The organism is Anaerocolumna chitinilytica (assembly GCF_014218355.1).
GTDB lineage: Bacteria > Bacillota > Clostridia > Lachnospirales > Lachnospiraceae > Anaerocolumna > Anaerocolumna chitinilytica.
Genome location: NZ_AP023368.1, coordinates 3,112,678 through 3,139,579, shown reverse-complemented (window position 1 = coordinate 3,139,579; position 26,902 = coordinate 3,112,678). Strand labels below are relative to the sequence as shown.

Below are 26,902 nucleotides of genomic sequence, written 5' to 3'. Positions count from 1 at the left end.
ATTATAAACTTTTTTCTTATATTTTTCCAGCAGTTTTTGTGTTTAACCGACACTATTATATCTGAGACCAAATAATGACTATAAAAAATGATTATTATAAAAAATTTTCAATAATAAGGCAAAGTTTAGATAGACAAAATATAAATCGGGGGTTAAAGATTGTTTTTTCATCCTTCATAGTCTATAATAAACAATAAGTTTTTAGGCTTAGCTAATTTGATTCACATAATATTATTATGTAAACCGATATGTTTTTCTAAGACAACAATAGAATGGAGAATATAAGAAATAATGAATAAACTTGCTTTATCCGATGAGATATTGATGACCATAGACAAGCCTGCCAGATACATCGGTAACGAAACAAATATGGTCGTAAAAGATACAAAAGCGGTAGATATCAGATTTTGTATGTGCTTTCCTGATGTTTATGAGATTGGTATGTCCCATCTTGGAATACAGATTCTTTATGATATGTTCAATCGCAGAGAGGATACTTACTGTGAGAGAGTATACTCGCCCTGGCCTGATTTGGACAAGATTATGAGGGAGAAGCATATTCCTCTTTTTGCACTGGAATCCCAGGAGCCTATTAAGAACTTTGATTTCCTTGGAATTACTCTGCAATATGAGATGTGTTATACCAATGTATTGCAGATTCTTGATTTATCCGGAATTCCTTTGTTGGCAAAAGACAGAACAGAGGACGACCCCTTTGTACTGGGAGGCGGTCCCTGTGTGTATAATCCGGAACCCCTTGCCGACTTCTTCGATTTCTTCTATATAGGAGAAGGAGAAACTGTCTACAATCAGTTGTTGGATATTTATAAAGAGCATAAAGCCAAGGGCGGCAGCAGAAAAGAATATTTAGAGAAAATAGCAGAGATTGAGGGTATCTATGTACCTTCCTTTTATGATGTTCATTATAAAGAAGATGGAACAATAGAAAGTTTTACAAAGATTAATTCCCATGCAAAAGAAAAAATCAAAAAACAAGTTGAAATGAAGCTGGAAAATACTTATTACCCGAAGAAACCTCTGGTGCCCTATATCAGAGCAACCCAGGACCGTGTTGTTCTGGAAATTCAAAGAGGGTGTATCAGGGGCTGCCGTTTCTGCCAGGCGGGAATGGTATATCGGCCGGTAAGAGAACGAAGCATGGACTTTTTGAAGGAATATGCGACGGAGATGTTAAAAGCCACAGGACATGAGGAAATTTCCTTGAGTTCCCTAAGTTCCAGTGATTTTTCAGGATTACAGGAACTGGTTTATTTTCTGATAGAGGAATGCAACAAGCAGAAGGTGAATATTTCTCTCCCTTCCCTTCGTATCGATGCCTTTGCACTGGATGTTATGAATAAAGTACAGGATGTAAGAAAGAGTTCCCTTACCTTTGCACCGGAAGCCGGGACCCAGAGGCTTCGCGATGTAATCAATAAGGGGTTGACGGAAGAGAGCATTCTAAACGGCGCAATGCAAGCCTTTAACGGAGGCTGGAATAGGGTTAAACTTTATTTTATGCTGGGACTTCCCACAGAGACAGAGGATGACATTGAAGGCATTGCAGTACTCTCAGACAGAATTGCAAGAGAATATTATACCATCCCTAAGGATCAGCGTAACGGTAAGGTAGGCATCACCGCCAGCACTTCTTTCTTTGTGCCCAAGCCTTTTACACCTTTTCAGTGGTCTAGAATGGATACGGCGGAAGAATACCTGAATAAACAGCATTTTCTTAGATCAAAATTCAACGAACAGTTAAATAAGAAGAGTATTAAATATAACTGGCATGAAGCAGAACTTAGTGTATTGGAAGGCGTCTTTGCCAGAGGAGACCGAAAAGTTGCTGCAGCACTTATGGCAGCTTATAAGGAAGGGTGTCTTTTTGATTCCTGGACAGAGTTTTTTGATAATAAAAAGTGGGTAAAGGCTTTTGCTGATACCAATATTGATATTAATTTCTATACCAGCAGGGAGAGGGATGAGGAGGAAGTCCTCCCTTGGGATTTTATTGATGCGGGTGTTACAAAGAAATTTTTATTAAGAGAATACAAAAACGCCAAAGAAGAAAAAATTACTCCGAACTGCAAGTTGTCCTGTACAAACTGCGGTGCTATGGAGTTTGGAGGAGGCATCTGCTTCCTGCCAAGAACTGAGGAGGTGAATGCATAATGATGGTTCGTATGAAGTTTATGAAAACAGGGCCGGTAAAATTTATCGGTCATCTGGATATTATGCGTTTTTTTCAAAAAGCAGTAAGAAGAGCCGGCCTGGATGTGGAATACTCCCAGGGCTTTAACCCCCATCAGGTTATGTCTTTTGCATCACCACTTGGTGTAGGACTGACCAGCGAGGGAGAGTATCTGGATGTCTCCTTTAACAGTCTTCCTGAAAAGTCAGTTGCAATAAAGACTTTGAATGATGCTATGAATGAATTTATTCAGGTAACAGATATGGTAGAATTAAACAGTGGAGCGAAAAATGCTATGGCAAGTGTTGCTGCAGCTGACTATTTGGTTTCAGTAAAAGATGGTTATGAATTCCTTACTATCAATGAATTCCAGGAGAAATTTAATCGCTTTCTGCTTCAAGAGAATATTACAATCCTGAAGAAGTCCAAAAAGAGCGAGAAAGAAACAGATATTAAACCTTTTATTTACGCCTATGCCTTCACGGATAGGGAATTTTTTGGTGCGGATAATAGAAAGAAAAGTGTTGCAGAAGAATACGATAACGGTGTTAAAATATATCTGAGACTTTCTTCGGGCAGTGTAAATAATCTGAAACCTGAGCTTGTAACAGAAGCTTTCTGTGAGTATGCAGGAATACCCTTTAACGAATATGCTTTTCAGATGCACCGCTTTGAACTATATACCCAGACAGAGGACGGAAGATATATTCCTTTATCCGAGGTGGGTAATGAAGCATAAATTGATTATTACGAAAGAAGGGAACAGAATCATATCCTCTGTTTTCGATGAAAAAGAAATGCTTCAGGTTAACATATTTGGTGCAATAGAAGAAAATCCACTTGGGAATATCTATGTGGGAAAGGTCAAAAATATTGTAAATAATATAGCTGCAGCTTTTGTAGAATATGAAAAGGATAAGATGTGCTACCTTTCTTTGGAAGAAGTTAAAAATCCCATATTCTTAAATCCCAAAAAGAATGATAAACTGGTGGTTGGAGATGATATTCTTGTTCAGATTGCAAAAGCTGATGTGAAAACCAAAGCACCTGTTGCCACTGTAGCATTGAATTTTACAGGGAAATATCTGGTGTTGACCCATGGGAATAATCTGATCGGCATCTCCGGCAAGATCAGAGAAGAAGAAGAGAGAAAGCGACTGAGAGCACTGATGGAGGTTTATAAGAATTCTGAGTACGGTTTTATTGTCAGAACCAATGCAGCCTCTATAGAAGATAATGTGTTAAAGGAAGAAGCGGAGGCTCTTATTGGCGTTTACAAAGACACCTTAAGTCATGCAATGTATAAAACTCCGTTCACCTGTGTATTTAAGACTTTACCCGGGTATCTTTGTGATATTCGGGATAGCTTGTCAGAAGCAATAACGGAGATTATCACTGATAATAAGGATTTGTATGATGAGATAGCATCTTATCTTGGCAGCTACCAAAAGGAAGACCTTGTGAAGCTTAAGTTCTATGAAGATAACCTGCTGACTCTTAGTAATCTATACGGTGTTAATTTAAAGCTGGAAAATGCTCTTAAGAAAAAGGTATGGCTGAAATCCGGCGGAAATCTTGTTATTGAACCTACAGAAGCACTTACGGTTGTGGATGTGAATACGGGTAAAGCGATCTACGGCAAGAGAAAGGTTCAGGATACTTTTCTGAAACTCAATTTGGAAGCAGCGGAAGAAATTGCAAAACAGATAAGGCTTAGAAACCTTTCAGGTATAATTGTTGTTGATTTTATAGATATGGAAGAGAAGGGGGCCAAAGAAGAGCTGATGCGGTTTTTTGAGGAACAGCTGAGAAAGGACCCTGTAAAGACCGTATTAGTGGATATGACAGCCCTTAATCTGGTAGAAGTTACAAGAAAGAAGGTGCGAAAGCCACTCTATGAACAAATCAGCGAAGAATAAAACCAATGCTACAAGGCTTTTGGACCAGGCGGGAATTTCTTATAATGTTTATGAATATGAGCCTGATGAGGAAAATTTAACGGGTGAACATGTTGCCGCTCAGATTGGAATGTCTCCCGAAAAAGTATTTAAGACCTTGGTAGCAAGAGGAAAAGAAGATATTTACGTCTTTTGTATTCCGGTAAAGGAAGAGCTTAATTTGAAAAAAGCAGCTATGATTACCGGCGAAAAAAAGATTGAAATGGTACACCAGAAGGAACTTTTAGGGCTAACTGGTTATATCAGGGGCGGCTGCTCACCGGTGGGAATGAAGAAGAAGTATCCTACTTTTATGGATGAGACTGCTCAGCTTTTTGATACGGTAACGGTTAGTGCCGGTGTAAGAGGCTTACAAATAGAGGTGGAACCGGTAGCACTTATAAAATATGTGCAGGGTAGTTTCGAGGATTTAACAGAGTAAGGGGCTGTTACAAAATAGCTAATTTACTCTTTTGAAAGGACTGGGTGTATTATTATACACCCAGTCCTGTTTTAGAGTTTATTATGGCTATTTTGCAACAGCCCCGTCGCTAAATCAGGGATTAGAGAAGAATAAGAAAAGAGCAAGCAGGCAGTTAAAAGTGTTGCCGTGACTTGCTCTTTTATTGGTTCAAAACTGGCTCGAAGGGGAGAATTCTTTGAATTTCCTAGTGAATTGTTTTCTAAAGTGAGAAGTTATTTATAAACTTTTCTATATCCTCTTTTATACCGGTAAGGCTGCCCTGAACCATCTCTTTGCTTCCGCCGCCTCTGCCGCTAAAGACTTTATTAAGTTCCCCACCAAGAATTCTTATGTCAGTATTTTTCGAAGATAGGATGTATCGGTATTCCTGATTAAGGGGAGATTCTATCGATTGGTTTATAACTTTTGCAGTTGGAACAAAGATCCCAATGATTCCTTCACGGTGTTCCTTAAGCAAATTCGCATAATTTCTTAGCTGACTGTCTTCGATTTCGCTATCAAAGACTAGATAGGTTTCCGTTCCGAATGGTACGGATTCTGCTTTGCAGGTGAGGAGTTTCAGGGAGAGGGCGGTGACTTTTCCTTCCAAGGATAACTTTTCTTCTTTCAAGCGCTTTACAGCATCTGCTGTTTCATAGATCTTAGCGGAAAGCAGGACGGAAATATCCTGAATGTTCTTCTCTTTTTTATTATAGTCTCTTAAGGACCTGCTGCCGCAGAGGATTTCCAGACGGGTACCACCTTTATAATTCTGGTTCGATACTATTTTTATCAGACCCACTTCACCGGTGGATTTCACATGGGGAGCACAGCAGGCACAAGTATCAATACCCTCTATCGTAACAATTCGTACAGCAGTGTGAAGTTCTTTCTTACTGCGATACTCCATGGCTTCAAGAGCTTTTTCACCAGGATAATAAGCTGTTACCGGGATATTGGAAAAGACTGCTCTATTGGCCGCTTCTTCCATATCTCTTAAATCCTCTTCTTTTAACGCACCATTAAAATCAATAGTAACAATATCGGTACCAAGGTGGAAGCCTACATTATCATAACCATAATGTTTGTGCACAAGGCCGGAAAGAATATGCTCGCCGGTATGCTGCTGCATAAAGTCAAAACGCCGGTTACTGTTAATCAAACCCTTGACTGTAGTTCCTTCCTTGAGAGGGGCAGTGGTTGTATGATAGATGATTTCTTCTTTTTCCTGTACATCTATGACCTCAATGTCATTCAGCAGACCTATATCGCAGGCTTGTCCGCCGCCTTCGGGGAAGAATGTTGTGGAATCCAGAATTACTTCGTAGGTTTTATCACTCGTCAGGGTTGTTATTTCTTTGCAGGAGAGTACTTTCGCTTGAAATTCCGAGAGATAACTGTCTTTATCATATAATTTAATTGTTTTTTCGAACATAGCAAATCCTTTCTCTTATCCAGCTAAACTTTTATTATGATACGTATTTTAGCAGGTTACGAATGGAAATTCTATTGTTTTATCCGAATCTTCTTAAAATTATGATTATAATTCAGTCTTACACCTCTATACACGAAAATCTAAGATAAGGGATAGATGGTTTCTGGCTCCTTTCAGGAATTTTCTATAAAAAAATTTCAAAATGAATTACTTATAAGTTCAGAGAAGACTATCTTTGAATGGCTGAAAAGTTTCATCACACCAGGAAAACTATCATTGAATGGCTGAAAGAATTTCATCACACCAGGAAAGTACAGCCTCTGTATTTAAAATTCCAAGACGAAGAGGGGCATAAAGGAATATCTGTCTGTCCGTGGTGATTTCATCATTCCCCTTATTCAGACTGTCTTGAAGCTGTTGGTATTTCAGAAGTCTTTCCAGATGTTTTTCCTTGTAATCGGTTAACATGGCAATAATATTCTCTTTGGGAAGATTGCTGGAGAAGGTTAGCTTAAGCAAGAATTCTGAGCGCATGGGCTGATATTCGGCAGGTTCTAAAAGCCAGTTTAAGAATTCTGTTCGACCGGACTCTGTGATTGTATATACTTTTTTCCTAGTGGAAGAGCTGTCTTCTTCTTGAATTAATCCTTCTTCCAGTAATTGGCTTAGCACCGGATAAATATGTCCGAAATTTTCATTCCAAAAGTTGGAGATTACGGTATCACAGTACTTCTTTATATCGTATCCGGTTCCGGAGTTAATACTTAATATTCCAAGAATTGCATAGCGGGTTTTGCTTTTTATTGCCATTTTCTATCTCCTAACTGCATAATTACATCGGCTGCTTTTTGATATCCGCCGCCATTTTGAAAACTTGTTCTTAATTTCTGTACATTGTCTGTAAAATATGAATTATTTAATATCTTATCGGCAGAAGATTTCAGGATTGAGGCAGATAAATCCTTTAAAGAAAGCTTAATACCAAGTTCCATCTTATCTATTTGTGCTGCGTTAATATATTGATCATTCACAAGAGGAAGTACGATGGAGGGTACACCGTAATAAATTGCTTCACTTATACTATTAAACCCGCCATGAGTTATAAAAAGGGAGGCGTGTTCAAGTATTTCCAACTGAGGAGCCTGGTGACATAGTATAAAATTATCCGGAACTTCCCCTAGAGAAGAAAAGTCCACTTTATCTCCTACAGACATAACGAATTGGTATTTCGTATCACCAAATACCAAAAGGCACATTTTATAGAAATCCTGAAGGGCTGTATTGATAGTTCCCATGGATATATAAATAAGTTTATTATTATTCAATTTTTCCCAGGGGAATTGTGTATCCGGTTTTCTTTGTGTAAGGGAAGGACCAACAAAATAATAGGAATTATCGAAGCTCATACCTCCCGGATTAAATTCCCTGCTGGTATAGACAAGAGTATTATCACCTCTGACAGAAAAGAAGCTAAGGATATCAGGTGTTGGCACTTGCCAGAGGTTACATTGTTCGTCCAAGACTTTGTAAAATTCATCTAACTGGAAATCATAGCCCCTTACAAGCTGTTCTTCCGGCAGTGGAAGCTTAGGAATAGCAAAAGTAGTCATTGAGCAGACAGAGGGAATACTAAGAATTTTTGGAATAAAGCTGCCAGCTCCAAGATAAGAATCAAATACCAGAATATCAAAGGTCATTCCTTTAATCCTTTCCAGCAGCACAGGAATCATGGCCTTATCATACTTTATTTTATACTCTAATAAAGTATAAAAGGGGTGTTTTCCAGTTGGACGGAAACTTTGGTTAAACTCATCAATTGGGGTATCTGTGCTGATAAAATGTGCGCCGGACATTTCTATCTGTTCTTTGAATTTCTCAGAGGCAAAATACCAGACCTCCTCACCGCGTGAGACTAACTCCTGTACCACCGGGAGTGTAGGGTTAAAGTGACCCTGTAGATTTCCATTTACAAATAATATTCTATTCATTCTAAACCTCCTGAAAGTATTTGGCTTACCTGTTAAAGATAATAAATAGTATCTTTTATATATCAGCCTGATATGTGTTTGTAAAGTCTATATATATCAGACTGATATATGTTTGCAAAGTTCATAATATATCAGTCTGATATATTTGTCAAGAAAAACAGAATAGAATATGAGCCAGATAGTTTTATTAATTTATTTCAATTTCAATAGGTTCCTCTAAAATCTGAAGTGGTGCATAGGACCAGCGGAATTTGTAATAATGGTCTTTAAAATCATCAAGCCGGTAATCATAACTGGATATATGATTTACTTCATCGGTGCCGGTGCTAACGGAATTAAAATAATATTCCTTTCCGGTGATGTCATAATATAGCATATCAAATAGAGGAAATACACTGTAATCCTTAGGAAGGGCAGCCTGAAGGGTCAGGAATAGCGAGGAATCGTGAAGTTCCATTTTACTGACGGATACCCCCTCAGGAAGATTAGTAATTGTTTTTTTCTCATATTGAACGATACCATAGAGCTTATCCTTATCCAGCAGGGAGATTCCGTTAATTGATAATTTCAGGTGTTTTGCTTTGGTGAAATAGCTGCTTTCATAGTACAAGGAATTGATATTCAGGCCATCCGTTCCATAAGTACCTGTAACCCCATTGGTTTTTAGATTATAGCAGTTACCATTTTCGTCTTCAAAGGTAACGGCAAGACTTTTAAGATAAGCGCTATTCGCTGGATCACAGCTAATATATAGTCTGGCCTGAGTTGGATAGACCATTAAGCAATCCAGGTATATTCTTTGTCCCTTAATGTCCAGCCACTGATTAATTGGCAGGGAAACACTATTTTTACGGAAGGAATCATCCAGCTTTAAAGGAAAGAGAAAAGCATAGTCTGTGCCGGTATGGGACTGGGACGGACCGGTATATTCACCTGTATCAGGATTGTTCGTGGCAGTCTGCTCCGTCTGAAAATTTGGGTCTACGGTAACCGTTGCCTGAAAGACAAGTTCCTTTGGAATTTCGCTGCCATCTGTAAATTCAATATCGATTTTTTCCAGTTTACCGCTTTCATACATTGTATCGTAAACGATTCCGGCTGAGAGAGGTTTACCATTCTCATCACGAAAGTCATACTTATACTGTCCGGCCTTCACGGGAGCATCCACTTGAAAGAAGAGGGAGATACGGCTGGCATCTAAAATCATATATTTTACAGTAACAGAGGTATCATCCTTCGTCTGCTTTTCATTAACTAATTGCACATAATCGTTTTCCACGGCAATCTTAAGGCTTGGGTCAAAGGCAACCGCTGCAACTAAATCCTCTAAAAAAGGAACTTTACTCATAGCCAGTGCGGCTGTCGGAAATAAATTCACCACCAGCACAAAAGCTGCAGCTGCAGTAATCAGGCTAAAAGCGGGGGCTTTCAACAGCAGGAAACGCCTATGGTGCTTTTTAATCCTTTTAATAGCGCGGGCAGCCGACAGCGCCGTAAGATCTGGTGTCATTTCTTCTAATTCTGCTTTGCAGGAATAAAATTCTTCATTTCGATTCATCACTCCGCCTCCAATTCTAATCGTAATAAGGAAAGTGCTTTCCGTTGTCTTGTAGCAACTGTTCCCTGGGGGATTTTAAGAATCTGCGCTGTTTCTGCCAAGGTATAATCATTGAAGAAGCGTAAATTAATAATATCCTGTAATTCCTGAGGAAGGCTTGCAATTGCATCCTTTAAAGGCAGGGAATCATAATCCTCACATAATTGTTCTGCTATATCGTCATAAAGTTCCAGCCTCTTTGTCCGCCTGAGTTCTTTCTTGCATACATTAATTAATATCCTGGTAATCCATGTTTTGAAGTATTCCGGCTGGCGAAGTTTTTTTAAGTTTTTATATGCCAGATATACAGCCTCATCCACTGCGTCAAGAGAGGCTGCTTCATTATTAAGGTAAACAAATGCTATTCGGTACAGAGAGCCCTTGATTTGATCAAATTCAGCTATGAATTTATCTTCCGGCAATTTCATGGGAGTTTTCCTTTCCTATTTCCTGTTCTACTTATTAGATTCACCAGACGGTTATTTTTATTTTATACTGGTATAATTTTCTATATTATATATGTAAATAAAGTTCCAGTATATTGTTTTTAATTTTATATTTTAAAAAAGTACTAAAAGTTCTATTGCAATACACAGATGGCAGGTGCTTCTCTTCAGACATCTTCTATTGAGGGATTTCGTATGACACTTAAATGACAGCAGTTATTCCTAGGTGAAATCACGCCATGTTTGAGCACTTAAGAGTTTCATAACCAAAGAATACGAAGCGAGTTTGGCGTAATTTCACCTGTCAGGAATAACTGCTGTCATTTTAGTGGAATTCGGAATACCGAACCAGAAAATGTCTGAAGAGAAGCACCTGCCATCGTCCACCCCCAAAAACTCATACATCCCATACAAATTAATAATTATATTAAAGTAAATTCTATCATTGAATTTATTTCTTGACAATTAATGGTTCATATGCTAAACTATTTTAGTGTGCCGCACAGCGAGGTTTTGAAATCTTTTCATAATGTATTATTTCATGTATATTTTGTATATTACATACAAAAACTACGTAAAGATGTACAAGCAGAAGATACCGCAGCTGGCGAGTAATGATAATAGGAGGTGTGCCATATGTACGCAATTATTGCAACAGGTGGTAAACAGTACAAAGTAGCCGAAGGCGATATCATTAAAGTAGAAAAGCTTGGTTTAGAAGCTGGAGCAACTTATACCTTTGACCAGGTACTTGCTGTAAACAATGGTTCTTTCGTAGCAGGTAATCCTACGGTAGCTGGAGCAACCGTTACTGTATCAGTAGTGGAAGAAGGCAAGAATAAGAAAGTTATTGTTTACCGTTATAAGAGAAAGACCGGATACCACAAGAAGAACGGTCACAGACAGCCATATACCAAGGTTAAGATTGAAAAAATCAACGCATAACTATCTGGGTTAAGTTATGATAACAATATCCGTATATAAAGATGCAGACGGGAAGTTAATAGGTTTTCGCAGTACAGGACATGCAGGTTTCGCCGAAAGCGGACATGACATAGTATGTGCGGCGGTTTCAGCCCTTATTATCAATACCGTCAATTCTATTGAAACTTTTACATCCGATACCTTTGACATAAAGGAAGATGTAGGTATAGTAGATTTTAAGATTATTTCAAATCCTGGTAATGATTCAACTTTGTTATTGAATTCTCTTCTTCTAGGTCTTAACGGAATTAGAGAAGATTACGGAAAACAGTATATTAAATTTGTTTAGCGGGTTTTCCTGCGGCATTTATTCAAGGAGGTGTAGGTTATGTTAAAGATGAACCTTCAGTTGTTCGCTCATAAAAAGGGTGTTGGTTCTACCAAGAACGGCAGAGATTCCGAGTCCAAGAGATTAGGAGCTAAAAGAGCCGACGGACAGTTTGTATTGGCTGGAAACATCCTTTACAGACAACGCGGTACTAAGATTCATCCCGGCATCAATGTAGGTCGTGGCGGAGATGATACCTTATTTGCATTAGTTGATGGTGTTGTTCGTTTCGAAAGAAAAGGCAGAGACAAGAAACAGGCTTCTGTTTATCCAGTAGAATCCAAATAAGATGAAACTTTGAACCCCAGATTCTTGATTTATTCATGAATGTGGGGTTTGTTCATGATAGAAGAAGATTTTTGAAAAGAGGTGATATAATGTTTGCAGACAGTGCAAAAATATATATTCGTTCCGGTAAGGGCGGTGATGGACATGTTAGTTTCCGAAGAGAAATATTCGTTCCCGCTGGCGGACCTGACGGCGGTGACGGTGGAAAAGGCGGTGACGTTATTTTTGAAGTGGATGATAATCTGAATACATTAACAGATTACCGTTTCATAAAAAAATATATAGCTGAAGAAGGCGAAAGCGGAGGCAAGAAGAACTGTCATGGTAAGAATGGGCAGGATCTGATATTAAAAGTTCCGGAAGGCACAGTTATAAAAGAAACAGAGTCCGGTAAAGTAATAGCAGATATGTCTCATGGCAATCGCAGAGAAGTAATTCTGACCGGCGGCAGAGGCGGAAAAGGTAACCAGCATTATGCTACGGCTACCATGCAGGTTCCAAAGTATGCGCAGCCCGGACAGAAAGCAAAAGAACTCAATGTAACACTGGAACTGAAAGTTATTGCTGATGTTGGCCTGGTTGGATTCCCCAATGTAGGAAAATCAACATTCCTTTCACGTGTTACGAATGCCAAACCTAAGATTGCCAACTATCATTTTACAACCCTTAACCCGAATCTTGGTGTTGTAGATATGGAAAATGGGAATGGTTTTGTTATAGCAGATATTCCCGGCTTAATCGAAGGAGCTTCTCAGGGTATAGGCCTAGGACATGAATTCTTAAGGCATATTGAAAGAACAAAGGTTATTATTCATATGGTTGATGCTGCCGGTGTGGAAGGCAGAGATCCCATTGCTGATATAGAGACAATAAATAACGAGTTAAAAGCTTATAATATAGAATTATCTTCAAAACCACAAGTAATAGCAGCAAATAAGCTTGATATTCTCTACGGAGAAGAGGAAGAACAAGCAGTAAAGACTTTAAGAGATGTATTCGAACCCCAGGGGATTAAGGTATTTCCCATATCGGCTGTCAGTGGTAAGGGAGTAAGAGAACTCCTTTTCTATGTGAAGGAATTATTAGATACACTGCCTTCTGAGCCGGTTGTATTTGAAAGAGAATTTGATCCTTCAAACATTGATTTTGGCAATGAACCATATACCGTTGTGAAGGAAGAAGAGCATTTCTTTGTGGTGGAAGGACCAAGAATCGAGCGTATGCTTGGTTATACAAACCTGGATTCTGAAAAAGGCTTTGAATTCTTCCAGCATTTCTTAAAAGACAGTGGAATTTTAGACGAACTTGAAGCATTGGGAATTGAGGAAGGCGACACTGTGAAGATGTATGGCCTGCAATTTGATTATTATAAATAACGGTACTGCATAAAGTGTCAGCACCGATTGTATATATTGCGGAGAAAGAGTTTCGGTTCATATTGTCTCCGAGAAAGGGAATTGAATGACAAGTAAGCAAAGAGCGTATTTAAAAGGGCTTGCAATGAAAATAGATCCTATATATCAGGTTGGGAAAGCAAGTTTAACACCTGAGCTGACACAGGGGCTGGAGGAAGCTCTTGAATCCAGAGAGCTTATCAAAGTTACGGTTCTAAAAAATTGTCTGGACGATCCGAATGAGATAGCTAGAACGGTAGCAGAACGGACCCATTCTGAAGTAGTTCAGGTAATTGGTAAGAAGTTCGTTTTGTATAGAGAGTCCAAAAATAAGAAAAAGATTGAATTACCGAAAGATATTTTAGCAAAAGGGAAAAAATAGTGCAAAGTGCCTGCTGCTAAATGTATACACAATGGAAGGGGTATAGTTATTAAGATGATGAAAGTAGGAATTATGGGTGGAACCTTTAATCCGATTCATATGGCGCATCTCATTCTGGCACAGAGTTCTCTGGAGCAGCTTGGCCTTAATAAGGTACTATTTATGCCTTCCAAAAAGCCTCCTCATAAGCGGAATGATATGATTACGGAGGATTGGCACAGAGAAAAGATGGTGGAACTAGCCATTCAGGGTAATCCGCATTTTGAGCTTTCACGCGTAGAGCTGGAAAGAGAGGGTACCACCTATACTGCCGATACACTTAAGGAATTGACCTCTCAGAATCCAGAAGTAACTTATTATTTTATTATGGGAGCAGACTCTCTTTTTCAGATGGAATCTTGGTGGGAGCCGGAGACTATATTTCGCTTAGCTCATATTGTAGCTGCTGTCAGAGGAAACGAGACAAGAACAGAATTAAAAGAACAGGCAGAATTGTTAAGTACAAAGTATAATGCATTTATTCATATTCTGAATACACCCTATCTGGACATTGCCTCCCATGAATTAAGAAGTATGGCAGAGAGCGGTAGTTCTATCAGATATTTTGTACCGGACGCTGTGTATGATTATATCAAAGGACATCAATTATTTTTGGGAAAAGAGCAGAAATGATGAATGAAGATTTATATCAGTTAGAGAAAAAGTTAGGGGATCTTCTACCGAAGAAAAGATATTTTCATTCTCTGGGAGTCATGTCCACTGCATTTTCTATGGCACTGGTATTTGGTGCTGATTCTGAAAAAGCAACCATTGCAGGTTTACTGCATGATTGCGCAAAGTATATGACCGGTGAAGAAATGCTAAAGGAATGTATTGCGAATGGTGTACCTGTAAAACAGGTTGAAATGCTGAAACCGGATCTTTTGCATGCCAAACTTGGAGCATTCTACGCAAAAACCGTATATAATATAGAAGATGAGGAAATCCTTTCAGCTATAACCTGGCATACAACCGGGAAACCGGATATGACAGTTTTGGAAAAAATCATATTTGTCTCTGATTACCTGGAGCCTAACAGATCCTCATCTGGAATACCTAATCTGAATGATGTACGAAAACTATCCTTTCGAAATCTGGATGAAGCCGTGCTTCAGATATTAGGGGACACAATTGCTTACTTGACGGAAACAGGTAAGCTAATCGATGAAACTACAGCTGATACCTATGATTTTTATAAAAGAAAATTGGGTATAAAGTAAAGGAGTATTAATGAATATAGCAAAGGAAATCGCAAAACTGACCTATAAAGCTTTGGATGATAAAAAGGCAGAAGATATCAAAGTTATTGAAATTGGTAATATTACCGTAATAGCAGATTATTTCATTATTGCAAACGGAACCAACTCTTCTCAGGTTCAAGCATTGGTTGACAATGTATCAGAGGAATTAGGTAGACATGGATATGAACCGAAAAGAATAGAAGGCGTAAGATCGGCAAGTTGGATACTAATGGACTATGGTGATGTTGTAGTTCATATTTTTTCCAAGGAAGACCGTTTGTTTTATGATTTAGAGCGTATCTGGAGAGATGGCAAGCTCATCTCAAAAGAACAGTTGGATGAGAAATAAAAAGAAATATATTGAATATATAGAACTATTATTAACGTTCTTATAACACTTTGGGACTGCCGTCGTGACGCAGTCCTTTTATTTTGGCCTTTTTTCATCATAATAAGTACCCAAAGTCCTTTTTCCAACATAGAATAAAACAAAAACTATCCGGAAAGGGACGGTCCATAATGGAATTTACAGTGAGAGATATCCTTCATCTTATAAAAAAGCGCTTCCTTTTAATAGCCTTTTGTACACTGGCAGGGCTTTTGATAAGCTTTCTGTTTACCAGGTACTTTGTTGATAGAACTTACACGGCTTCTACGCAGTTCTATGTAAGTACTCAAAACAGTACCTCTACAAATCTTTCAGATTTGGATTATGCGCAGAAAATAGCAGAAACCTATATTAATTTTTTGAATACAAGGCAATTCTATACCGAAGTTTTAAAGATGAGCGGACTGCCGTATAGCATGTCTGAGCTAAGAAGTATGACAGAGATTAAAACTGTACGAAATACGGAGATTTTTAGTATTACTGTAAATACCAAAAGTCCTGAGGATTCCTATGAATTAGTGAAGAATATGGAGATATTGGCTCCTAAATTAATTGAAGACATCAAATCAGATGCGGTAATTAGTGTAGTAGATCCGGTTATCTATCAGGGGGCTCCTACCGGACCTAATATATTATTAAACACACTTCTTGGAGGAATAAGTTTCGGTCTTTTGTCCTTCTTTGTATTTGTCCTGAAAGAAGTAATGAACTTAAAAGTTGCAAATCAGGAAGACCTTCTAAAGCATTATGATGTTCCCCTTCTTGGAAGCATACCCGATTTTTCAACAGGCCAAGGAAGCAGTAGATACAAGGTAATAGAAGATATTAAAGCTATTTTAGTTAAAAAGGGTATATTGAATGAATGCAAGAAAGAAACGATTATGGGGGATTCATTTCTTACAGTAGAAAGTTATAAAGCATTTCGTACCAATCTAAAATTTTCCATACGGAAAGAAGAGTGCAAGAAAATATTGATTACAAGCCCATCACCAGAGGACGGAAAGAGTACAACAAGTATAAATCTGGCAATTGCAATATCTCAATCAGGGTATAAGGTTCTTTTAATTGACGGTGATTTGCGAAAAGGCAGGATACATCATTATTTTAAGGGGAAAAACCAACCGGGACTCAGTGATCTGCTATCCCATATGAATACGATAAAGGAATGTCTTTATATAACTCCATATGATAATCTGCATATTATGCCGATGGGTTCAATGCCTCCTAATCCTTCAGAGCTATTAGGCAGCAGGCAGATGGAATTATTAATAAATGACTTGGAGATGGAATATGATTATATTATATTAGATACACCGCCTATTAATGTTGTTGCGGATTCTCTCAGCCTTATTAAGAGTATGGATGGTGCTGTACTGGTAGTCAGAGAAAATAAAACAACTTACGCAGATATTGAAAACGCACTTATGAAATACCGTTATGCGAAAGCAAATGTTTTAGGGTTTGTACTGAATGGGATTTCAGAAAAAGGTTTGGGTAAGTATAAATCAAAGTATTATTACTATGATTCTGAAAGTGATGTTAATAAGAAAAAAAAGAAATTGGAACAGAAGCTATAAATTGCTGTAAAAATTCACTTTGATTGGGAGGGTTCCTATGACAGATATGCACACTCATATATTACCGGGTATTGATGACGGAGCTTCAACTGAAGAAGAGGCTATTCTGCTTACGGAGTATCTTCATCATCAAAAGGTAACGACAGCAGTATGCACACCACATTTTTACCCCATGGAAATGGCATTGGAGGAGTTTATCAGGAAAAGAACAGAGGCCATGGAAAGGGTTTCCCATAGTAAAATCAGACTGGTCCCGGCCAGCGAAACTTATCTGCACCGTTTCCTGTTCTTTCATAATGATTTAAGTCCTTTGTGTATTGAAAATACCAATTACCTGCTTGTGGAATTTCCGGATATGAAGGTCTGGACGGATACCTTGATGGAGGAGTTGGATAAACTAATTGGGTATTACAATATAATACCCATCATTGCACACATTGACAGATATAAACCCTTGCTTCGAAATAAAAAACTTCTTAGAAAGCTAAAGAATATGGGATGCTTACTGCAGATGAATACTACAGCAGTTCTAAAAGCAGACACAAAAAGAAAGGCACTTAAGCTGATAGAAGATGGATATGTAGACGTTTTAGGCAGTGACTGCCATAATATATCTTACCGGCCTCCAGTAATAGCGGAGGCCAGAAGAATTATCGTGGAAAAATCAGGTGATGCCATCTGGGATAGGTTAATGTACAACGCTGACAAGATTATCAATCAGCCTGTCCCGGATACTGTTCTAGAACATTCGGAATAACCCAATTACTTTACCAAGTATTTCAAGTTCATTTAAAATTATTGGCTCCATGGTATCATTTTCAGGTTGTAAGCGGTAATACCCATCTTCTTTATAAAAAGTTTTGACAGTTACCGAATCTTCAATCAAAGCTACTACAAAATCACCGTTCGAGGCAAAGGATTGTTTCTGGACAAGAATCTGATCCCCGTTGAAAATGCCTGCATTGATCATACTCTCTCCTTTGACTTTTAACATAAAGGTCTCTTCATTCGGCATATATTCGGTGGGAATCGGAAAATAGCCCTCGATATTCTCTACTGCAAGTATAGGCTGTCCTGCTGTAATTGTTCCGACGATAGGAACGCTTACCATTTCTCTTTTCGAAAGATTAAAGCTGTCATCCATTATTTCGATAGCTCTGGGTTTTGAGGGGTCACGTCTAATGTATCCATTCTTTTCCAGAGTCTCCAGATGAGAATGTACAGAAGAGGTGGACTTTAACTTAACCGCTTCGCAGATTTCACGAACAGCAGGCGGATAGCCTCTGGATAAGGTTTGTTTTTTTAAATATTCAAGAATTTCTCTTTGCTTCGGACTGATTTTGCCATTACTCATTTATATTTCCTCCATTATATTGAAACTTTTCAACTTTATGTATAATTCATTGGATTCATTATAACATGCTTTTTTATGAAATGCAAAACTTATGTTCGCTTTTTTGGGAAAAATGTAAAATAACCGTTGACAAACAAATGTTTGGGTATTATAATCAACTCATAGGAAACAAGTGTTCGTAACAAGTGTTCGAAACAAACGTTTGTATATATTGCAGATAGATTACAAGTACACTTGTCTGCTAGTTGCATTGATTAATATTTAATACTATTAAGTGCTATTTTATATGTAAGAATAACAGGAGGATGCATTATGAATCAATCACTATTTCATTCGTTTACCGGACAGTTGCCTTTTTATATCAGACAGCTTTTTCATAAGAAACAGATAATTGCGTTGTTTGGTTTCATATTTGCAGTTATATTCATATTATTCTTACTTTTGGCACCAACCGATGTAACAGCGCAAAAACTGAAAGAATCCAAGAAAGAGATTGTAAGCATACAGATAAATAAAGGAGATACTCTCTGGAGTATTGCAAGCAGATATATGACAGATGATTATAAGGACATGAATACCTACATAGATGAAATAAAAGAAACGAATGGTTTATCTTCTGATACTATTCATGAAGGAAGCTATATTGTTGTACCTTATTTTGCACAAGGGGAATAGGCTAAAGCTTATAAACCGTCTTTCCTTCAAAATACACCACTTAAAAATAGACCGCTTGAAAAAGCGGTCTATTTTTGTAGCAAAAAATGGTTTGTGCCATAATATGGTTATTAGATAATGATTAATAGACTTCATCTATTTTAATGACTAAATTACTGTATGATAGAAAGGAATTCCATTCATATCACTAAATTCGCTAGAAGCAGTTTGTGACAAGTCCAGAATAGAGAGTAAAAAAGTGGGAGTTTTAAATTATAAAATTATGCTAAATTAAGAGTGAGGTGGCTTTAATGGATTTGGCAAAAGATTTGATAACCAAAAAGGAAAGTCTTTCAGTTGTAGGACTTGGTTATGTTGGTATGCCGTTGGCTCTGGCATTCTCTAAAATATATCACGTAATCGGATACGATATCAGCAGTGATGTAATTATGAAGTATAGATCTGGTTTGGATCCTACAAAAGAGGTTGGCGATGAAGCAATACAGAATGCGGTAATTGATTTTACGGATGATGAGTCCAGCTTAAAAAATGCAAAATTCCATATTATTGCAGTTCCTACGCCGGTTACTGCACATAAAACACCGGATTTAAAGCCGGTGGAAAAAGCAAGTAAGATTGTAGGCAGGAACCTTACAAAAGGATCTGTTGTTGTATATGAATCCACGGTATATCCGGGCGTCACCGAAGATATATGTGTTCCCATCCTGGAAAAATATTCAGGATTAATCTGCGGAAAAGATTTTAAGGTGGGATATTCACCGGAAAGAATCAATCCGGGAGACAAGGTTCACCGTCTTGAAAATATTCGCAAAATTGTATCGGGGATGGATGAAGAAACCTTACAGGACGTAGCAGAAGTTTATGGACAGATTATTACGGCCGGAGTATATCCTGTAAGCAGCATCAAAGTTGCAGAAGCAGCTAAAGTAGTAGAAAATAGCCAGAGAGACATCAACATTGCTTTTATGAATGAACTTGCTATGGTATTTGATCGAATGCAGATAGATACCAGAGAGGTAATCGAAGCAATGGGGTCTAAATGGAATGCGCTTCATTTTTATCCGGGACTTGTAGGAGGACATTGTATCGGAGTAGATCCTTATTATTTCATTTATGAAGCAGAGCGCTTAGGATACCATTCTCAAATTATATTATCAGGCCGCAAAATAAATGATGGTATGGGAGAATTCGTTACAGATATCATTCTTAAGAAGCTGATACTAACCAATAAGCCGGTTAGAGATTGTAAGGTAGTTATTCTTGGTATTACATTTAAAGAAAATTGTCCGGATATCAGGAATACAAAGGTAGTTGATATTTATCATAAACTTATGGAATATGGTATCGAACCTGTTGTATATGATCCTCTTGCCAATAAGGAGGATACAAAAAAGTATTACGGAATAGAACTTGCATCCAGAGAGGAAGTAAGCGAAGCAGACTGCCTGGTATTTGCAGTTGCCCATTCTGAATTCATCAATTACAAGGAAGATGAAATTACAGATATGTTTCGACCGGGACAGTCGGAGGAGAAAGTTATTATTGATGTTAAGGGAATTCTTAATAGGAAGAACTGGATAGAAAAGGGATATCAATTCTGGAGACTGTAAATTTGCTTTTAATAGAGTAAATATTACTTATCAATTATAATTTAAAGAAAGAATGGTAAACATAAAAATATTATGTAAACCATTCTTTCTTTTAATCTATCTAAAAAAATTCATTGTTTTGAAATTAAGCAATTTTATGATAGGTATAAATCGATTATTTCTTCCTACATAAATAACACGAGCACAGTTTATTCATTTAAATATAGCAAAAAAAAATAGGTCCTTTCGGACCTACTTTTTTTAGGCATCTCTGCGAAGCCTGCATTGGAGCCATCCTACGACACCTGCAATTCCACCTATTATAGCGGCAACTATTAGGCTGACGAGAATAAATCTTCTTGTAAATTGCAGACAATCGAAGGAGTCGATCAGCATTGGTAAATGTGTTATACCTTTAAAGATAAATAGTCCCAAAATATCTATATAGAAGATAATTAAACTAAATATCAATGCAGTATAAACACTGCTGGTTTTTCTGCAAAAAGCTACAAGTCTGTATATTCTGTCGGCAAAAAGACCTGAAATAAAAAGAATTAATAGCATAATTATAAACTGAAAAATTGTATAAAGCATTAATTCTTTTCTCCCTTCTAAACTACAGATTCATTGTACAGATTTAATCTATATAATGTAGTTCTTTATATCTTATGCGATTCATGTTTTTAGTGTTACATATATCGACAACTTATCTTAACTTTAAACCCAGAGTGTCACAATAAGGAAAATACAGGAATATATTAATATAGTTTAGATGAATTTTGACCGGGAAGGAGCAGTTAAAGTGAAGGGTAAAGATAGTAGTAACCGTAAGTATGACAAACTGAATCTATTACCGGATAATTTGCTTGGAAGAAAGCCTGTAAGCCTTATGAAGGAGGGGATACAGCAGTTTTTGAAAGATAAAGTTATCCTGGTTACAGGAGGCGGAGGCACTATCGGTTCTGAAATCTGCCGGCAGGCTGCCAGGGGTGGAGCAAAGCAGCTTATTGTTTTGGATAATTATGAAAATAATGCTTATGAGCTGCAGCAGGAGTTGGCAGGGACATATCATAAGTTAAATTTAGTGGTTGAGATTGCATCTATACAGGACAAAGCTTCAATAAACAATATTTTTAATAAATATAAGCCTCAATTAGTATTTCATGCTGCTGCCCATAAACATGTACCGCTCATGGAAGATTGCCCGGAACAAGCCATAAAAAATAATATTTTTGGTACCTATATTGTCATAAACGCAGCAAAGAAATATAAAACTGAAAAATTTGTGCTCATTTCCACAGATAAGGCTGTAAATCCCACAAATGTAATGGGGGCCAGCAAACGTTTTTGTGAAATGATGATGCAAAGCATGAAAAATTGTGAAGGTACCAAATTCGCAGCAGTCCGCTTTGGGAATGTCTTAGGTTCCAATGGTTCGGTAATACCGCTTTTTCAGTCTCAAATCGCCAGAGGCGGTCCGGTAACCATAACAGATAAAAGGATAATCCGTTACTTTATGACAGTTACCGAAGCTGCCTGTCTGGTACTAAAAGCCGGAGAGATGGCTTCCAGTGCAGATATCTATGTACTGGATATGGGTAAGCCGGTTAGGATCTTAAAGCTTGCAGAGGATTTGATAAAACTAAATGGACTTACACCTTATAAAGACATTGATATTATTGAGACGGGCTTAAGACCTGGTGAAAAATTATATGAAGAATTGTTAACGAGAAAAGGGGAACTAACACCAACAGTCAATCATAAGATATTTATAGAAAAACAAGAAGAAATTGCTTTTTCTCAAATCAACTATTCTCTGCAACAGTTAAAGAAAGCCATAAACACCGGTTCCTCGGAAAAGATCCGGTTAGCCTTAAAGGAAGCGGTACCAACCTACAAAGAGCCATCTGAAGTAAATAAATTAGCAGACGAATATCTGTTATGAGAGAAGGAGAATCAGTGGGATTTAAAAGTGTGTAATGCACATGGATGGGAGCAAATTATGAACTATTTATTTGTTGTGGCACACCCTGATGATGAGGTGTTAGGGGCTGGTGGTACTATCAGTAAGCTCTCAAAAGAAGGAAATAAGGTAGACGTATGTATACTCTGCGGGGAAGCAAATGCCAGAAAGCATAAGCCGGAAAAAGATAAACTTATTCTTGATATGGTTAATTGCTGCAGAATATTAGGGGTAAACACAGTTTATATGGGTAATTTTCCAAATATTCAATTCAATACCATTCCTCATATTGAACTGGTACAGTTCATAGAAAAAATTCTGAAAGTAACAGAAGCTGAGTCCGTATTTACTCATCATACGGCAGATGTCAACAACGACCATTATCACACCTCTCTCGCCTGTCAGGCTGCAATCAGATTATTCCAGCGGGATACAACAAAAAAGCCGGTGAAGGAATTATTCTTTATGGAGATTCTATCGTCTACGGAATGGTCAATTAATTCATCTTTGCATCCCTTTCAACCAAATGTCTTTGTGGAAATAAAGGAAGAAGGGCTAAATAAAAAAATAGAAGCCTTGTCGCAATATGAAGGAGTTATGAGAGAATTTCCCCATCCAAGAAGTAATGAAGCTATCAAAGGATTGGCAGCTTTTAGAGGGTGTCAGGCAGGCTTATTCTATGCGGAGGGCTTCGAGCAGGTATTTCGAAGAGGATTTTAGATATTTTACAGAAACCGGAGGAATGAAAGCCATGAATAGCTTTTATAGTAGAAAAGGAAAGAGAATACTGGACTGTATGATTTGCATTCTTTCTTTAGTACTTACATTTCCTCTCCTAGTTCTTATTAGTATTCTTATTAAACGGGAAGATGGAGGAAGCATACTGTTTACCCAATATAGATTAGGAAAAGACAGAGTTCCTTATATGATCTATAAATTCAGAACCATGAAAGAAAACCATGAAAATCCTGATATCAGGGCTTATAAAGGGGACACCCGAATTACAAAAGTTGGGGAGTTCCTGCGCAGAACCAGCCTGGATGAATTACCCCAACTAATTAATATCTTAAAAGGCGATATGTCATTAATCGGTCCAAGGCCGATTCTGCCGGAGGAAGCCTTAATAGGAGATGACAAAACACAGACAACTGAAGTACTAACGGATTTTCCGTATGAAAAAAGATTTTCCTGTCTGCCGGGATTATTTTGTACCGTGGATATGGAATACCGGGCAGCAGCCACAAGGGAGCTGCAGTTTAGTATGGATGTTTCCTATGCTGAGAATATTCGTTTTACAAAAGATATAGTAATCGCTTTTGGCACCGTTAGTACTGTACTGCTTGGAAGGAATATTTACAGTTAATGTATGAGAGAGAGGGAAGAAAACTATGAGAATTGCTATCCATCAGCCGGACTATATCCCATATTTAGGATATTTTTATAAGATATCAAAGGCTGATTTGTTTGTTTACCTGGACGATGCTCAATTTTCCAATGACAATATGCACCATCGAAATGTTATTAAGACTTCACAAGGTGTAAAGAGGCTGACAATACCTCTGGACTATCATTTTAAGGATGCAATCAATAGAGTTCGTACCAAGGATGAGCTTGGATGGAAAGAGAAACATCTGGCACTCATAACGGCAAATTATAGCAAAGCAAAATACTATAAGGAAGTATTTCCGTTATTACAGGAACTGCTCCTGACAAAATATGAGAATCTGGCAGATATGAATATGACAATCAACAGGTTTATACTTTCTGGTTTTGGATTTCGAACAGCTATTGTGAAAGCCTCAGAATTAAACATAACTTCCAAGAAAGAAGAAAGAGTGTTAGATATCTGCAGCCTCCTGAAAGCGAACGAATATTATTCAGGTCTTGGGGCAAAAGCTTATCAGAAAACCGAAGATTTTAAGAATCGAGGGGTAGAACTTATCTACTCGGATTATAAAGCATTCCCTTATCCACAGAATGGAGATGCTTTTGACAGTAATTTATCCGTTTTGGATTATTTATTTCACTGTGGGTTTGATTGGAATAGAGTGCTGGAAGGAGTTAAGAAGAAGGGTGAGGAAATATGAAAATCCTAGTAGGAGCCAGTTACGGTCCTTCTCTGTTTAATTTTCGGCAGGATTTTATGAAGGAAATGGTAAGAAAAGGTCATGAAGTAATATGCGTATCTGTTGAGCCGAAAGAGATGATGGAACCAGAGATTCAAAAATTAGGAGCATCTTATGAATCCTTGGGCGGCAGCAGGACCGGAGTCAGTTTGACAGAAAATATTGCTATGTTTTTCCGTTATCTTAAAATAATAAAAAGAATGAAACCTGACAGTTGCTTTCTCTTTATGGCAAAACCGATTATATTTGGGGGTTGTGCGGCACATTTTTGCGGGGTTAAGCATATCTATGCCTTTATTACCGGACTTGAGACGGTTTTTTATACAAAGGGGGTAAAGGATTATATATTGCGGAATCTTCTCTGTGTTTTTTACCGGTATATTCTTTCTTTTACAGAAAAATGTATCTTCATGAGCCGGGATGATTATAAATATATGAGAAAAAAACATCTTCTAAAGTCAGGTAAAGAAGTATTTGTAAATGGGTCAGGAGTCAATATGGAGTATTTTAAGAAATACACAATTCCTGAGAGACTCTGTGTTTGTATGACCTCCAGACTGGTGAATGGAAAGGGTGTAAAAGAGTATTGTGAAGCAGCGTCCCTTCTCAAGAAGAAACATCAGGAAGCAGAGTTCTTACTGGTAGGCGGTCTTGATGAACATAAGGATGCCATATTAGAAGAGGAACTTTTGTCCTATCTGGAGGACGGAGCAGTGACCTATTGCGGGCGAGCCGATGATGTGAGACCTTATCTGGAACAATGCTGTATCTTTGTGCTCCCTTCTTATCATGAGGGAAACGGGCGGAGTATTGTGGAGGCAATGGCTGCTGGCAGAGCTATTGTTACAACCGATGCCACAGGCTGCAGAGATACTGTTATTGAGGGCTATAATGGATTTCATGTCCCGGTTGGTGATTCTGCTGCATTGGCAGATAAAATAGAATTGTTATTAGAAAGAAAAGAACTGCGTGAGAAAATGGGTGAACATTCCTATCTGCTGTGTCAGGAAAAATTTGAGGTCAGTAAAATAAATAAAATATTACTTGAAGCCATGAACCTTGTATGAATGAAGGATAAGGTTATTGTATGAAAAGATTTCTGATGAAAATTTATTTTAAGTTGCCTGTGGTTCTGCAGGACATTGCTGTAAGTATTTATGGCTTGCTGCTGTACCAACAACGGTATACCGGCATCTATAAAAAATACCTGAAAAAATATGCAGCTAATACCCACGAGAATGTTAAAAGGGAAATAAGAATTCAGAATTTAAAATTCCTGTACTTATTACATTATGCGGCTGCAGCCAGTCCATTTTACAAAGAGCTTTATAAGGATATTAATCTGAATCAGATTAAATCCGTTGAAGATATAGGGAAGCTTCCCATTCTTACGAAAGATATGTTACGAGAAAATATTGACCGAATCTATACGATTCCCAAAAGAAAAAGTCTTATATTTTTTACGGGAGGTACGACAGGAATTCCACTTAAGGTAAGAAAACGAAAGAAGGATGTTAGAAAAAGAATGGCTTATCTGGATGCTTATAAGCTGACCTTTGGCTTTCGAAATAACAGGATGAAGTCCGCCAGGTTCTTTGGAAAGAAAATCGTGGAAGAGAATCCTAGAAAGCCAATATTCTGGAGAAATAATTATATCAGCAGGCAGAGACTTTATTCTACCTACCATCTGACAGAGGAGAACCTTGCCTATTATGTTGCTGATCTAAACCGTTACAAACCTGCATCCATTGATGGTTTTGTCTCAGCCATCTATTGTATAGCCAGATATATGGAAAGCAACGGAATTAAGCCTACTTTTACACCCAAGGCAGTCTTTACCACTTCTGAAACAGTATTACCATACCACCGAGAGACCATTGAAAGAGTTTTTGGCTGCTCTCTATCGGACCAATATGCTTCCAATGAGGGAGCACCTTTTATTGTCCAGTGCAGATGTGGCTCCTACCATGAAGCCATTGATACAGGCGTATTCGAACACTTGGAAAGAGATGGGAGAACCAGCCTTTTAGTAACAGGGTTTGATACAATCGGTACCCCACTTATACGTTATGATATAGGAGATGTAATACTGCCTTTGTCAGGGAAGAAAAGCTGTGCCTGCGGTAGCTGTCATCCCATAATTGAAGGGATTTCCGGCAGAGAAGCTGCCTTTTTAATGACAGGAAAGGGTCAGATCAGCCAAGTTCAACTATCGGTACTTATAAGCAGTCTTTCAAAACGCATTGTTCAGATGCAATTTATTCAGAAGAAGGATGGAAGTCTTCATATAATAGCAATTCCATCATTGGAGGAAAAGGGTAAGGCTTCACCTAAAGCATACGAGCAGCTGTACCTGGCACTTCGTGACTTCTTAGGCAGTGAGGTAAATATCGTATTGGAATACCGGGATTCTCCCTATCTCTTAAAAAGTGGGAAATTCCAACTAATACTAAAAGAAGAATGGCTGGAGAGATAAAGATTAACAGGAAGGATAGCATAAAAGCAGCTTAAAAAGAG

29 protein-coding genes are annotated in these 26,902 nt (G+C 37.9%); 22 read left to right on the top strand and 7 right to left on the bottom strand.

The features are described from left to right. Positions 1–291 precede the first annotated feature (291 nt). The 4 genes from bsdcttw_RS13740 to ybaK are packed head-to-tail and all read left to right on the top strand — an operon-like array spanning position 292 to position 4,570. Entirely contained in the window at positions 292–2,172 is a 1,881-nt protein-coding gene (locus tag bsdcttw_RS13740) for a TIGR03960 family B12-binding radical SAM protein (protein WP_185255431.1), read from the top strand. After that, entirely contained in the window at positions 2,172–2,930 is a 759-nt protein-coding gene (locus tag bsdcttw_RS13735; protein WP_185255430.1) for a TIGR03936 family radical SAM-associated protein, read from the top strand. Before bsdcttw_RS13740 ends, bsdcttw_RS13735 begins: the two co-directional genes overlap by 1 nt. Then, positions 2,920–4,110 carry a ribonuclease E/G gene (locus bsdcttw_RS13730; RefSeq protein ID WP_185255429.1) on the top strand — a complete coding sequence of 397 codons (1,191 nt, stop codon included), beginning with the start codon at positions 2,920–2,922 and terminating at the stop codon, positions 4,108–4,110. Before bsdcttw_RS13735 ends, bsdcttw_RS13730 begins: the two co-directional genes overlap by 11 nt. Further along, positions 4,088–4,570 carry a Cys-tRNA(Pro) deacylase gene (gene ybaK / locus bsdcttw_RS13725; RefSeq protein WP_185255428.1) on the top strand — a complete coding sequence of 161 codons (483 nt, stop codon included), beginning with the start codon at positions 4,088–4,090 and terminating at the stop codon, positions 4,568–4,570. The genes bsdcttw_RS13730 and ybaK overlap by 23 nt, the downstream gene beginning before the upstream one ends. Positions 4,571–4,811: 241 nt before the next feature. Here the strand turns inward: ybaK and bsdcttw_RS13720 are convergent, their stop codons facing one another. The 5 genes from bsdcttw_RS13720 to bsdcttw_RS13700 all read right to left on the bottom strand — a co-directional run bounded on the left by bsdcttw_RS13720 (position 4,812) and on the right by bsdcttw_RS13700 (position 10,039). Further along, positions 4,812–6,026: an alanyl-tRNA editing protein gene (locus tag bsdcttw_RS13720; protein WP_185255427.1), complete on the bottom strand. Its 1,215-nt coding sequence runs from the start codon at positions 6,024–6,026 to the stop codon at positions 4,812–4,814. 273 nt (positions 6,027–6,299) lie between these two features. Then, positions 6,300–6,836: a PadR family transcriptional regulator gene (locus tag bsdcttw_RS13715; RefSeq protein WP_185255426.1), complete on the bottom strand. Its 537-nt coding sequence runs from the start codon at positions 6,834–6,836 to the stop codon at positions 6,300–6,302. Further along, positions 6,827–8,014: a macrolide family glycosyltransferase gene (locus tag bsdcttw_RS13710; RefSeq protein ID WP_185255425.1), complete on the bottom strand. Its 1,188-nt coding sequence runs from the start codon at positions 8,012–8,014 to the stop codon at positions 6,827–6,829. The genes bsdcttw_RS13715 and bsdcttw_RS13710 overlap by 10 nt, the downstream gene beginning before the upstream one ends. A 187-nt stretch (positions 8,015–8,201) precedes the next feature. Further along, complete coding sequence (locus tag bsdcttw_RS13705; protein WP_185255424.1) at positions 8,202–9,572, bottom strand: DUF4179 domain-containing protein; 1,371 nt, start codon at positions 9,570–9,572, stop codon at positions 8,202–8,204. Next, on the bottom strand, positions 9,572–10,039 hold the full coding sequence (locus bsdcttw_RS13700) for a sigma-70 family RNA polymerase sigma factor (RefSeq protein ID WP_185255423.1): 468 nt from the start codon (positions 10,037–10,039) through the stop codon (positions 9,572–9,574). The genes bsdcttw_RS13705 and bsdcttw_RS13700 overlap by 1 nt, the downstream gene beginning before the upstream one ends. A gap of 654 nt (positions 10,040–10,693) precedes the next feature. Between bsdcttw_RS13700 and rplU the strand changes: the two genes are divergently transcribed. From rplU to bsdcttw_RS13650, 10 genes are all read left to right on the top strand, one after another. Beyond that, positions 10,694–11,002, top strand: coding sequence for a 50S ribosomal protein L21 (gene rplU / locus bsdcttw_RS13695; protein WP_185255422.1), 309 nt, complete (start codon positions 10,694–10,696; stop codon positions 11,000–11,002). Between the two features lie 16 nt (positions 11,003–11,018). After that, on the top strand, positions 11,019–11,330 hold the full coding sequence (locus bsdcttw_RS13690) for a ribosomal-processing cysteine protease Prp (protein WP_185255421.1): 312 nt from the start codon (positions 11,019–11,021) through the stop codon (positions 11,328–11,330). 39 nt (positions 11,331–11,369) lie between these two features. Beyond that, positions 11,370–11,657 (top strand): 50S ribosomal protein L27, encoded by a 288-nt coding sequence (gene rpmA, locus bsdcttw_RS13685; protein ID WP_073271959.1) that lies wholly within the window; start codon positions 11,370–11,372, stop codon positions 11,655–11,657. 89 nt (positions 11,658–11,746) lie between these two features. After that, positions 11,747–13,033, top strand: coding sequence for a GTPase ObgE (gene obgE / locus bsdcttw_RS13680; RefSeq protein ID WP_185255420.1), 1,287 nt, complete (start codon positions 11,747–11,749; stop codon positions 13,031–13,033). Positions 13,034–13,118: 85 nt separating this feature from the next. Next, on the top strand, positions 13,119–13,433 hold the full coding sequence (gene yhbY / locus bsdcttw_RS13675; RefSeq protein ID WP_185255419.1) for a ribosome assembly RNA-binding protein YhbY: 315 nt from the start codon (positions 13,119–13,121) through the stop codon (positions 13,431–13,433). A 54-nt stretch (positions 13,434–13,487) separates the two neighbouring features. Next, the gene (gene nadD / locus bsdcttw_RS13670) at positions 13,488–14,105 is read left to right on the top strand and encodes a nicotinate-nucleotide adenylyltransferase (protein ID WP_185255418.1); all 618 of its coding nucleotides are present in this window, start codon (positions 13,488–13,490) and stop codon (positions 14,103–14,105) included. Continuing rightward, the gene (gene yqeK / locus bsdcttw_RS13665; protein ID WP_225903654.1) at positions 14,105–14,692 is read left to right on the top strand and encodes a bis(5'-nucleosyl)-tetraphosphatase (symmetrical) YqeK; all 588 of its coding nucleotides are present in this window, start codon (positions 14,105–14,107) and stop codon (positions 14,690–14,692) included. The genes nadD and yqeK overlap by 1 nt, the downstream gene beginning before the upstream one ends. A gap of 10 nt (positions 14,693–14,702) precedes the next feature. Next, positions 14,703–15,062 (top strand): ribosome silencing factor, encoded by a 360-nt coding sequence (gene rsfS, locus bsdcttw_RS13660; RefSeq protein WP_185255416.1) that lies wholly within the window; start codon positions 14,703–14,705, stop codon positions 15,060–15,062. A 170-nt stretch (positions 15,063–15,232) separates the two neighbouring features. Then, positions 15,233–16,678: a polysaccharide biosynthesis tyrosine autokinase gene (locus tag bsdcttw_RS13655; RefSeq protein WP_185255415.1), complete on the top strand. Its 1,446-nt coding sequence runs from the start codon at positions 15,233–15,235 to the stop codon at positions 16,676–16,678. Positions 16,679–16,715: 37 nt separating this feature from the next. After that, complete coding sequence (locus bsdcttw_RS13650; RefSeq protein ID WP_185255414.1) at positions 16,716–17,435, top strand: tyrosine-protein phosphatase; 720 nt, start codon at positions 16,716–16,718, stop codon at positions 17,433–17,435. On the opposite strand, the gene lexA is transcribed toward bsdcttw_RS13650, so the two are convergent. Then, positions 17,418–18,032 carry a transcriptional repressor LexA gene (lexA, locus tag bsdcttw_RS13645; protein WP_185255413.1) on the bottom strand — a complete coding sequence of 205 codons (615 nt, stop codon included), beginning with the start codon at positions 18,030–18,032 and terminating at the stop codon, positions 17,418–17,420. The genes bsdcttw_RS13650 and lexA overlap by 18 nt on opposite strands. 312 nt (positions 18,033–18,344) lie before the next feature. Here lexA and yneA point away from each other — a divergent pair, with 312 nt between their 5' ends. Next, positions 18,345–18,707 carry a cell division suppressor protein YneA gene (gene yneA / locus bsdcttw_RS13640; protein WP_185255412.1) on the top strand — a complete coding sequence of 121 codons (363 nt, stop codon included), beginning with the start codon at positions 18,345–18,347 and terminating at the stop codon, positions 18,705–18,707. 290 nt (positions 18,708–18,997) lie between these two features. Continuing rightward, positions 18,998–20,317, top strand: coding sequence for a nucleotide sugar dehydrogenase (locus bsdcttw_RS13635; RefSeq protein WP_185255411.1), 1,320 nt, complete (start codon positions 18,998–19,000; stop codon positions 20,315–20,317). A 240-nt stretch (positions 20,318–20,557) separates the two neighbouring features. Here bsdcttw_RS13635 and bsdcttw_RS13630 read toward each other — a convergent pair whose 3' ends face one another. Next, positions 20,558–20,890 (bottom strand): hypothetical protein, encoded by a 333-nt coding sequence (locus tag bsdcttw_RS13630; RefSeq protein WP_185255410.1) that lies wholly within the window; start codon positions 20,888–20,890, stop codon positions 20,558–20,560. A 208-nt stretch (positions 20,891–21,098) separates the two neighbouring features. Between bsdcttw_RS13630 and bsdcttw_RS13625 the strand changes: the two genes are divergently transcribed. The 6 genes from bsdcttw_RS13625 to bsdcttw_RS13600 are packed head-to-tail and all read left to right on the top strand — an operon-like array spanning position 21,099 to position 26,861. Continuing rightward, on the top strand, positions 21,099–22,241 hold the full coding sequence (locus bsdcttw_RS13625; RefSeq protein ID WP_225903653.1) for a UDP-N-acetylglucosamine 4,6-dehydratase family protein: 1,143 nt from the start codon (positions 21,099–21,101) through the stop codon (positions 22,239–22,241). Positions 22,242–22,298: 57 nt separating this feature from the next. Next, the gene (locus bsdcttw_RS13620) at positions 22,299–22,979 is read left to right on the top strand and encodes a PIG-L deacetylase family protein (RefSeq protein WP_185255408.1); all 681 of its coding nucleotides are present in this window, start codon (positions 22,299–22,301) and stop codon (positions 22,977–22,979) included. Beyond that, positions 22,939–23,622: a sugar transferase gene (locus bsdcttw_RS13615; RefSeq protein ID WP_207726407.1), complete on the top strand. Its 684-nt coding sequence runs from the start codon at positions 22,939–22,941 to the stop codon at positions 23,620–23,622. Before bsdcttw_RS13620 ends, bsdcttw_RS13615 begins: the two co-directional genes overlap by 41 nt. 25 nt (positions 23,623–23,647) lie before the next feature. Next, positions 23,648–24,346, top strand: a complete 699-nt coding sequence (locus tag bsdcttw_RS13610) for a WbqC family protein (RefSeq protein WP_185255406.1) — start codon at positions 23,648–23,650, stop codon at positions 24,344–24,346. After that, positions 24,343–25,452 (top strand): glycosyltransferase family 4 protein, encoded by a 1,110-nt coding sequence (locus bsdcttw_RS13605; protein ID WP_185255405.1) that lies wholly within the window; start codon positions 24,343–24,345, stop codon positions 25,450–25,452. Before bsdcttw_RS13610 ends, bsdcttw_RS13605 begins: the two co-directional genes overlap by 4 nt. A gap of 20 nt (positions 25,453–25,472) precedes the next feature. Further along, the gene (locus tag bsdcttw_RS13600; RefSeq protein ID WP_207726406.1) at positions 25,473–26,861 is read left to right on the top strand and encodes a phenylacetate--CoA ligase family protein; all 1,389 of its coding nucleotides are present in this window, start codon (positions 25,473–25,475) and stop codon (positions 26,859–26,861) included. The last annotated feature ends 41 nt before the right edge of the window (positions 26,862–26,902 follow it).

Coding starts and splice junctions, on each gene's coding strand:
- ybaK (WP_185255428.1), top strand. CDS start 4,088: ATGAACAAATCAGCGAAGAATAAAACCAATGCTACAAGGCTTTTGGAC.
- yqeK (WP_225903654.1), top strand. CDS start 14,105: ATGAATGAAGATTTATATCAGTTAGAGAAAAAGTTAGGGGATCTTCTA.
- obgE (WP_185255420.1), top strand. CDS start 11,747: ATGTTTGCAGACAGTGCAAAAATATATATTCGTTCCGGTAAGGGCGGT.
- yneA (WP_185255412.1), top strand. CDS start 18,345: ATGAATCAATCACTATTTCATTCGTTTACCGGACAGTTGCCTTTTTAT.
- bsdcttw_RS13730 (WP_185255429.1), top strand. CDS start 2,920: ATGAAGCATAAATTGATTATTACGAAAGAAGGGAACAGAATCATATCC.
- yhbY (WP_185255419.1), top strand. CDS start 13,119: ATGACAAGTAAGCAAAGAGCGTATTTAAAAGGGCTTGCAATGAAAATA.
- bsdcttw_RS13690 (WP_185255421.1), top strand. CDS start 11,019: ATGATAACAATATCCGTATATAAAGATGCAGACGGGAAGTTAATAGGT.
- nadD (WP_185255418.1), top strand. CDS start 13,488: ATGATGAAAGTAGGAATTATGGGTGGAACCTTTAATCCGATTCATATG.
- bsdcttw_RS13600 (WP_207726406.1), top strand. CDS start 25,473: ATGAAAAGATTTCTGATGAAAATTTATTTTAAGTTGCCTGTGGTTCTG.
- bsdcttw_RS13715 (WP_185255426.1), bottom strand. CDS start 6,836: ATGGCAATAAAAAGCAAAACCCGCTATGCAATTCTTGGAATATTAAGT.
- bsdcttw_RS13710 (WP_185255425.1), bottom strand. CDS start 8,014: ATGAATAGAATATTATTTGTAAATGGAAATCTACAGGGTCACTTTAAC.
- bsdcttw_RS13610 (WP_185255406.1), top strand. CDS start 23,648: ATGAGAATTGCTATCCATCAGCCGGACTATATCCCATATTTAGGATAT.
- lexA (WP_185255413.1), bottom strand. CDS start 18,032: ATGAGTAATGGCAAAATCAGTCCGAAGCAAAGAGAAATTCTTGAATAT.
- bsdcttw_RS13655 (WP_185255415.1), top strand. CDS start 15,233: ATGGAATTTACAGTGAGAGATATCCTTCATCTTATAAAAAAGCGCTTC.
- bsdcttw_RS13740 (WP_185255431.1), top strand. CDS start 292: ATGAATAAACTTGCTTTATCCGATGAGATATTGATGACCATAGACAAG.
- bsdcttw_RS13615 (WP_207726407.1), top strand. CDS start 22,939: ATGCGGAGGGCTTCGAGCAGGTATTTCGAAGAGGATTTTAGATATTTT.
- bsdcttw_RS13735 (WP_185255430.1), top strand. CDS start 2,172: ATGATGGTTCGTATGAAGTTTATGAAAACAGGGCCGGTAAAATTTATC.
- bsdcttw_RS13705 (WP_185255424.1), bottom strand. CDS start 9,572: ATGAATCGAAATGAAGAATTTTATTCCTGCAAAGCAGAATTAGAAGAA.
- rpmA (WP_073271959.1), top strand. CDS start 11,370: ATGTTAAAGATGAACCTTCAGTTGTTCGCTCATAAAAAGGGTGTTGGT.
- bsdcttw_RS13720 (WP_185255427.1), bottom strand. CDS start 6,026: ATGTTCGAAAAAACAATTAAATTATATGATAAAGACAGTTATCTCTCG.
- bsdcttw_RS13650 (WP_185255414.1), top strand. CDS start 16,716: ATGACAGATATGCACACTCATATATTACCGGGTATTGATGACGGAGCT.
- bsdcttw_RS13700 (WP_185255423.1), bottom strand. CDS start 10,039: ATGAAATTGCCGGAAGATAAATTCATAGCTGAATTTGATCAAATCAAG.
- bsdcttw_RS13630 (WP_185255410.1), bottom strand. CDS start 20,890: ATGCTTTATACAATTTTTCAGTTTATAATTATGCTATTAATTCTTTTT.
- rsfS (WP_185255416.1), top strand. CDS start 14,703: ATGAATATAGCAAAGGAAATCGCAAAACTGACCTATAAAGCTTTGGAT.
- bsdcttw_RS13635 (WP_185255411.1), top strand. CDS start 18,998: ATGGATTTGGCAAAAGATTTGATAACCAAAAAGGAAAGTCTTTCAGTT.
- bsdcttw_RS13620 (WP_185255408.1), top strand. CDS start 22,299: ATGAACTATTTATTTGTTGTGGCACACCCTGATGATGAGGTGTTAGGG.
- rplU (WP_185255422.1), top strand. CDS start 10,694: ATGTACGCAATTATTGCAACAGGTGGTAAACAGTACAAAGTAGCCGAA.
- bsdcttw_RS13605 (WP_185255405.1), top strand. CDS start 24,343: ATGAAAATCCTAGTAGGAGCCAGTTACGGTCCTTCTCTGTTTAATTTT.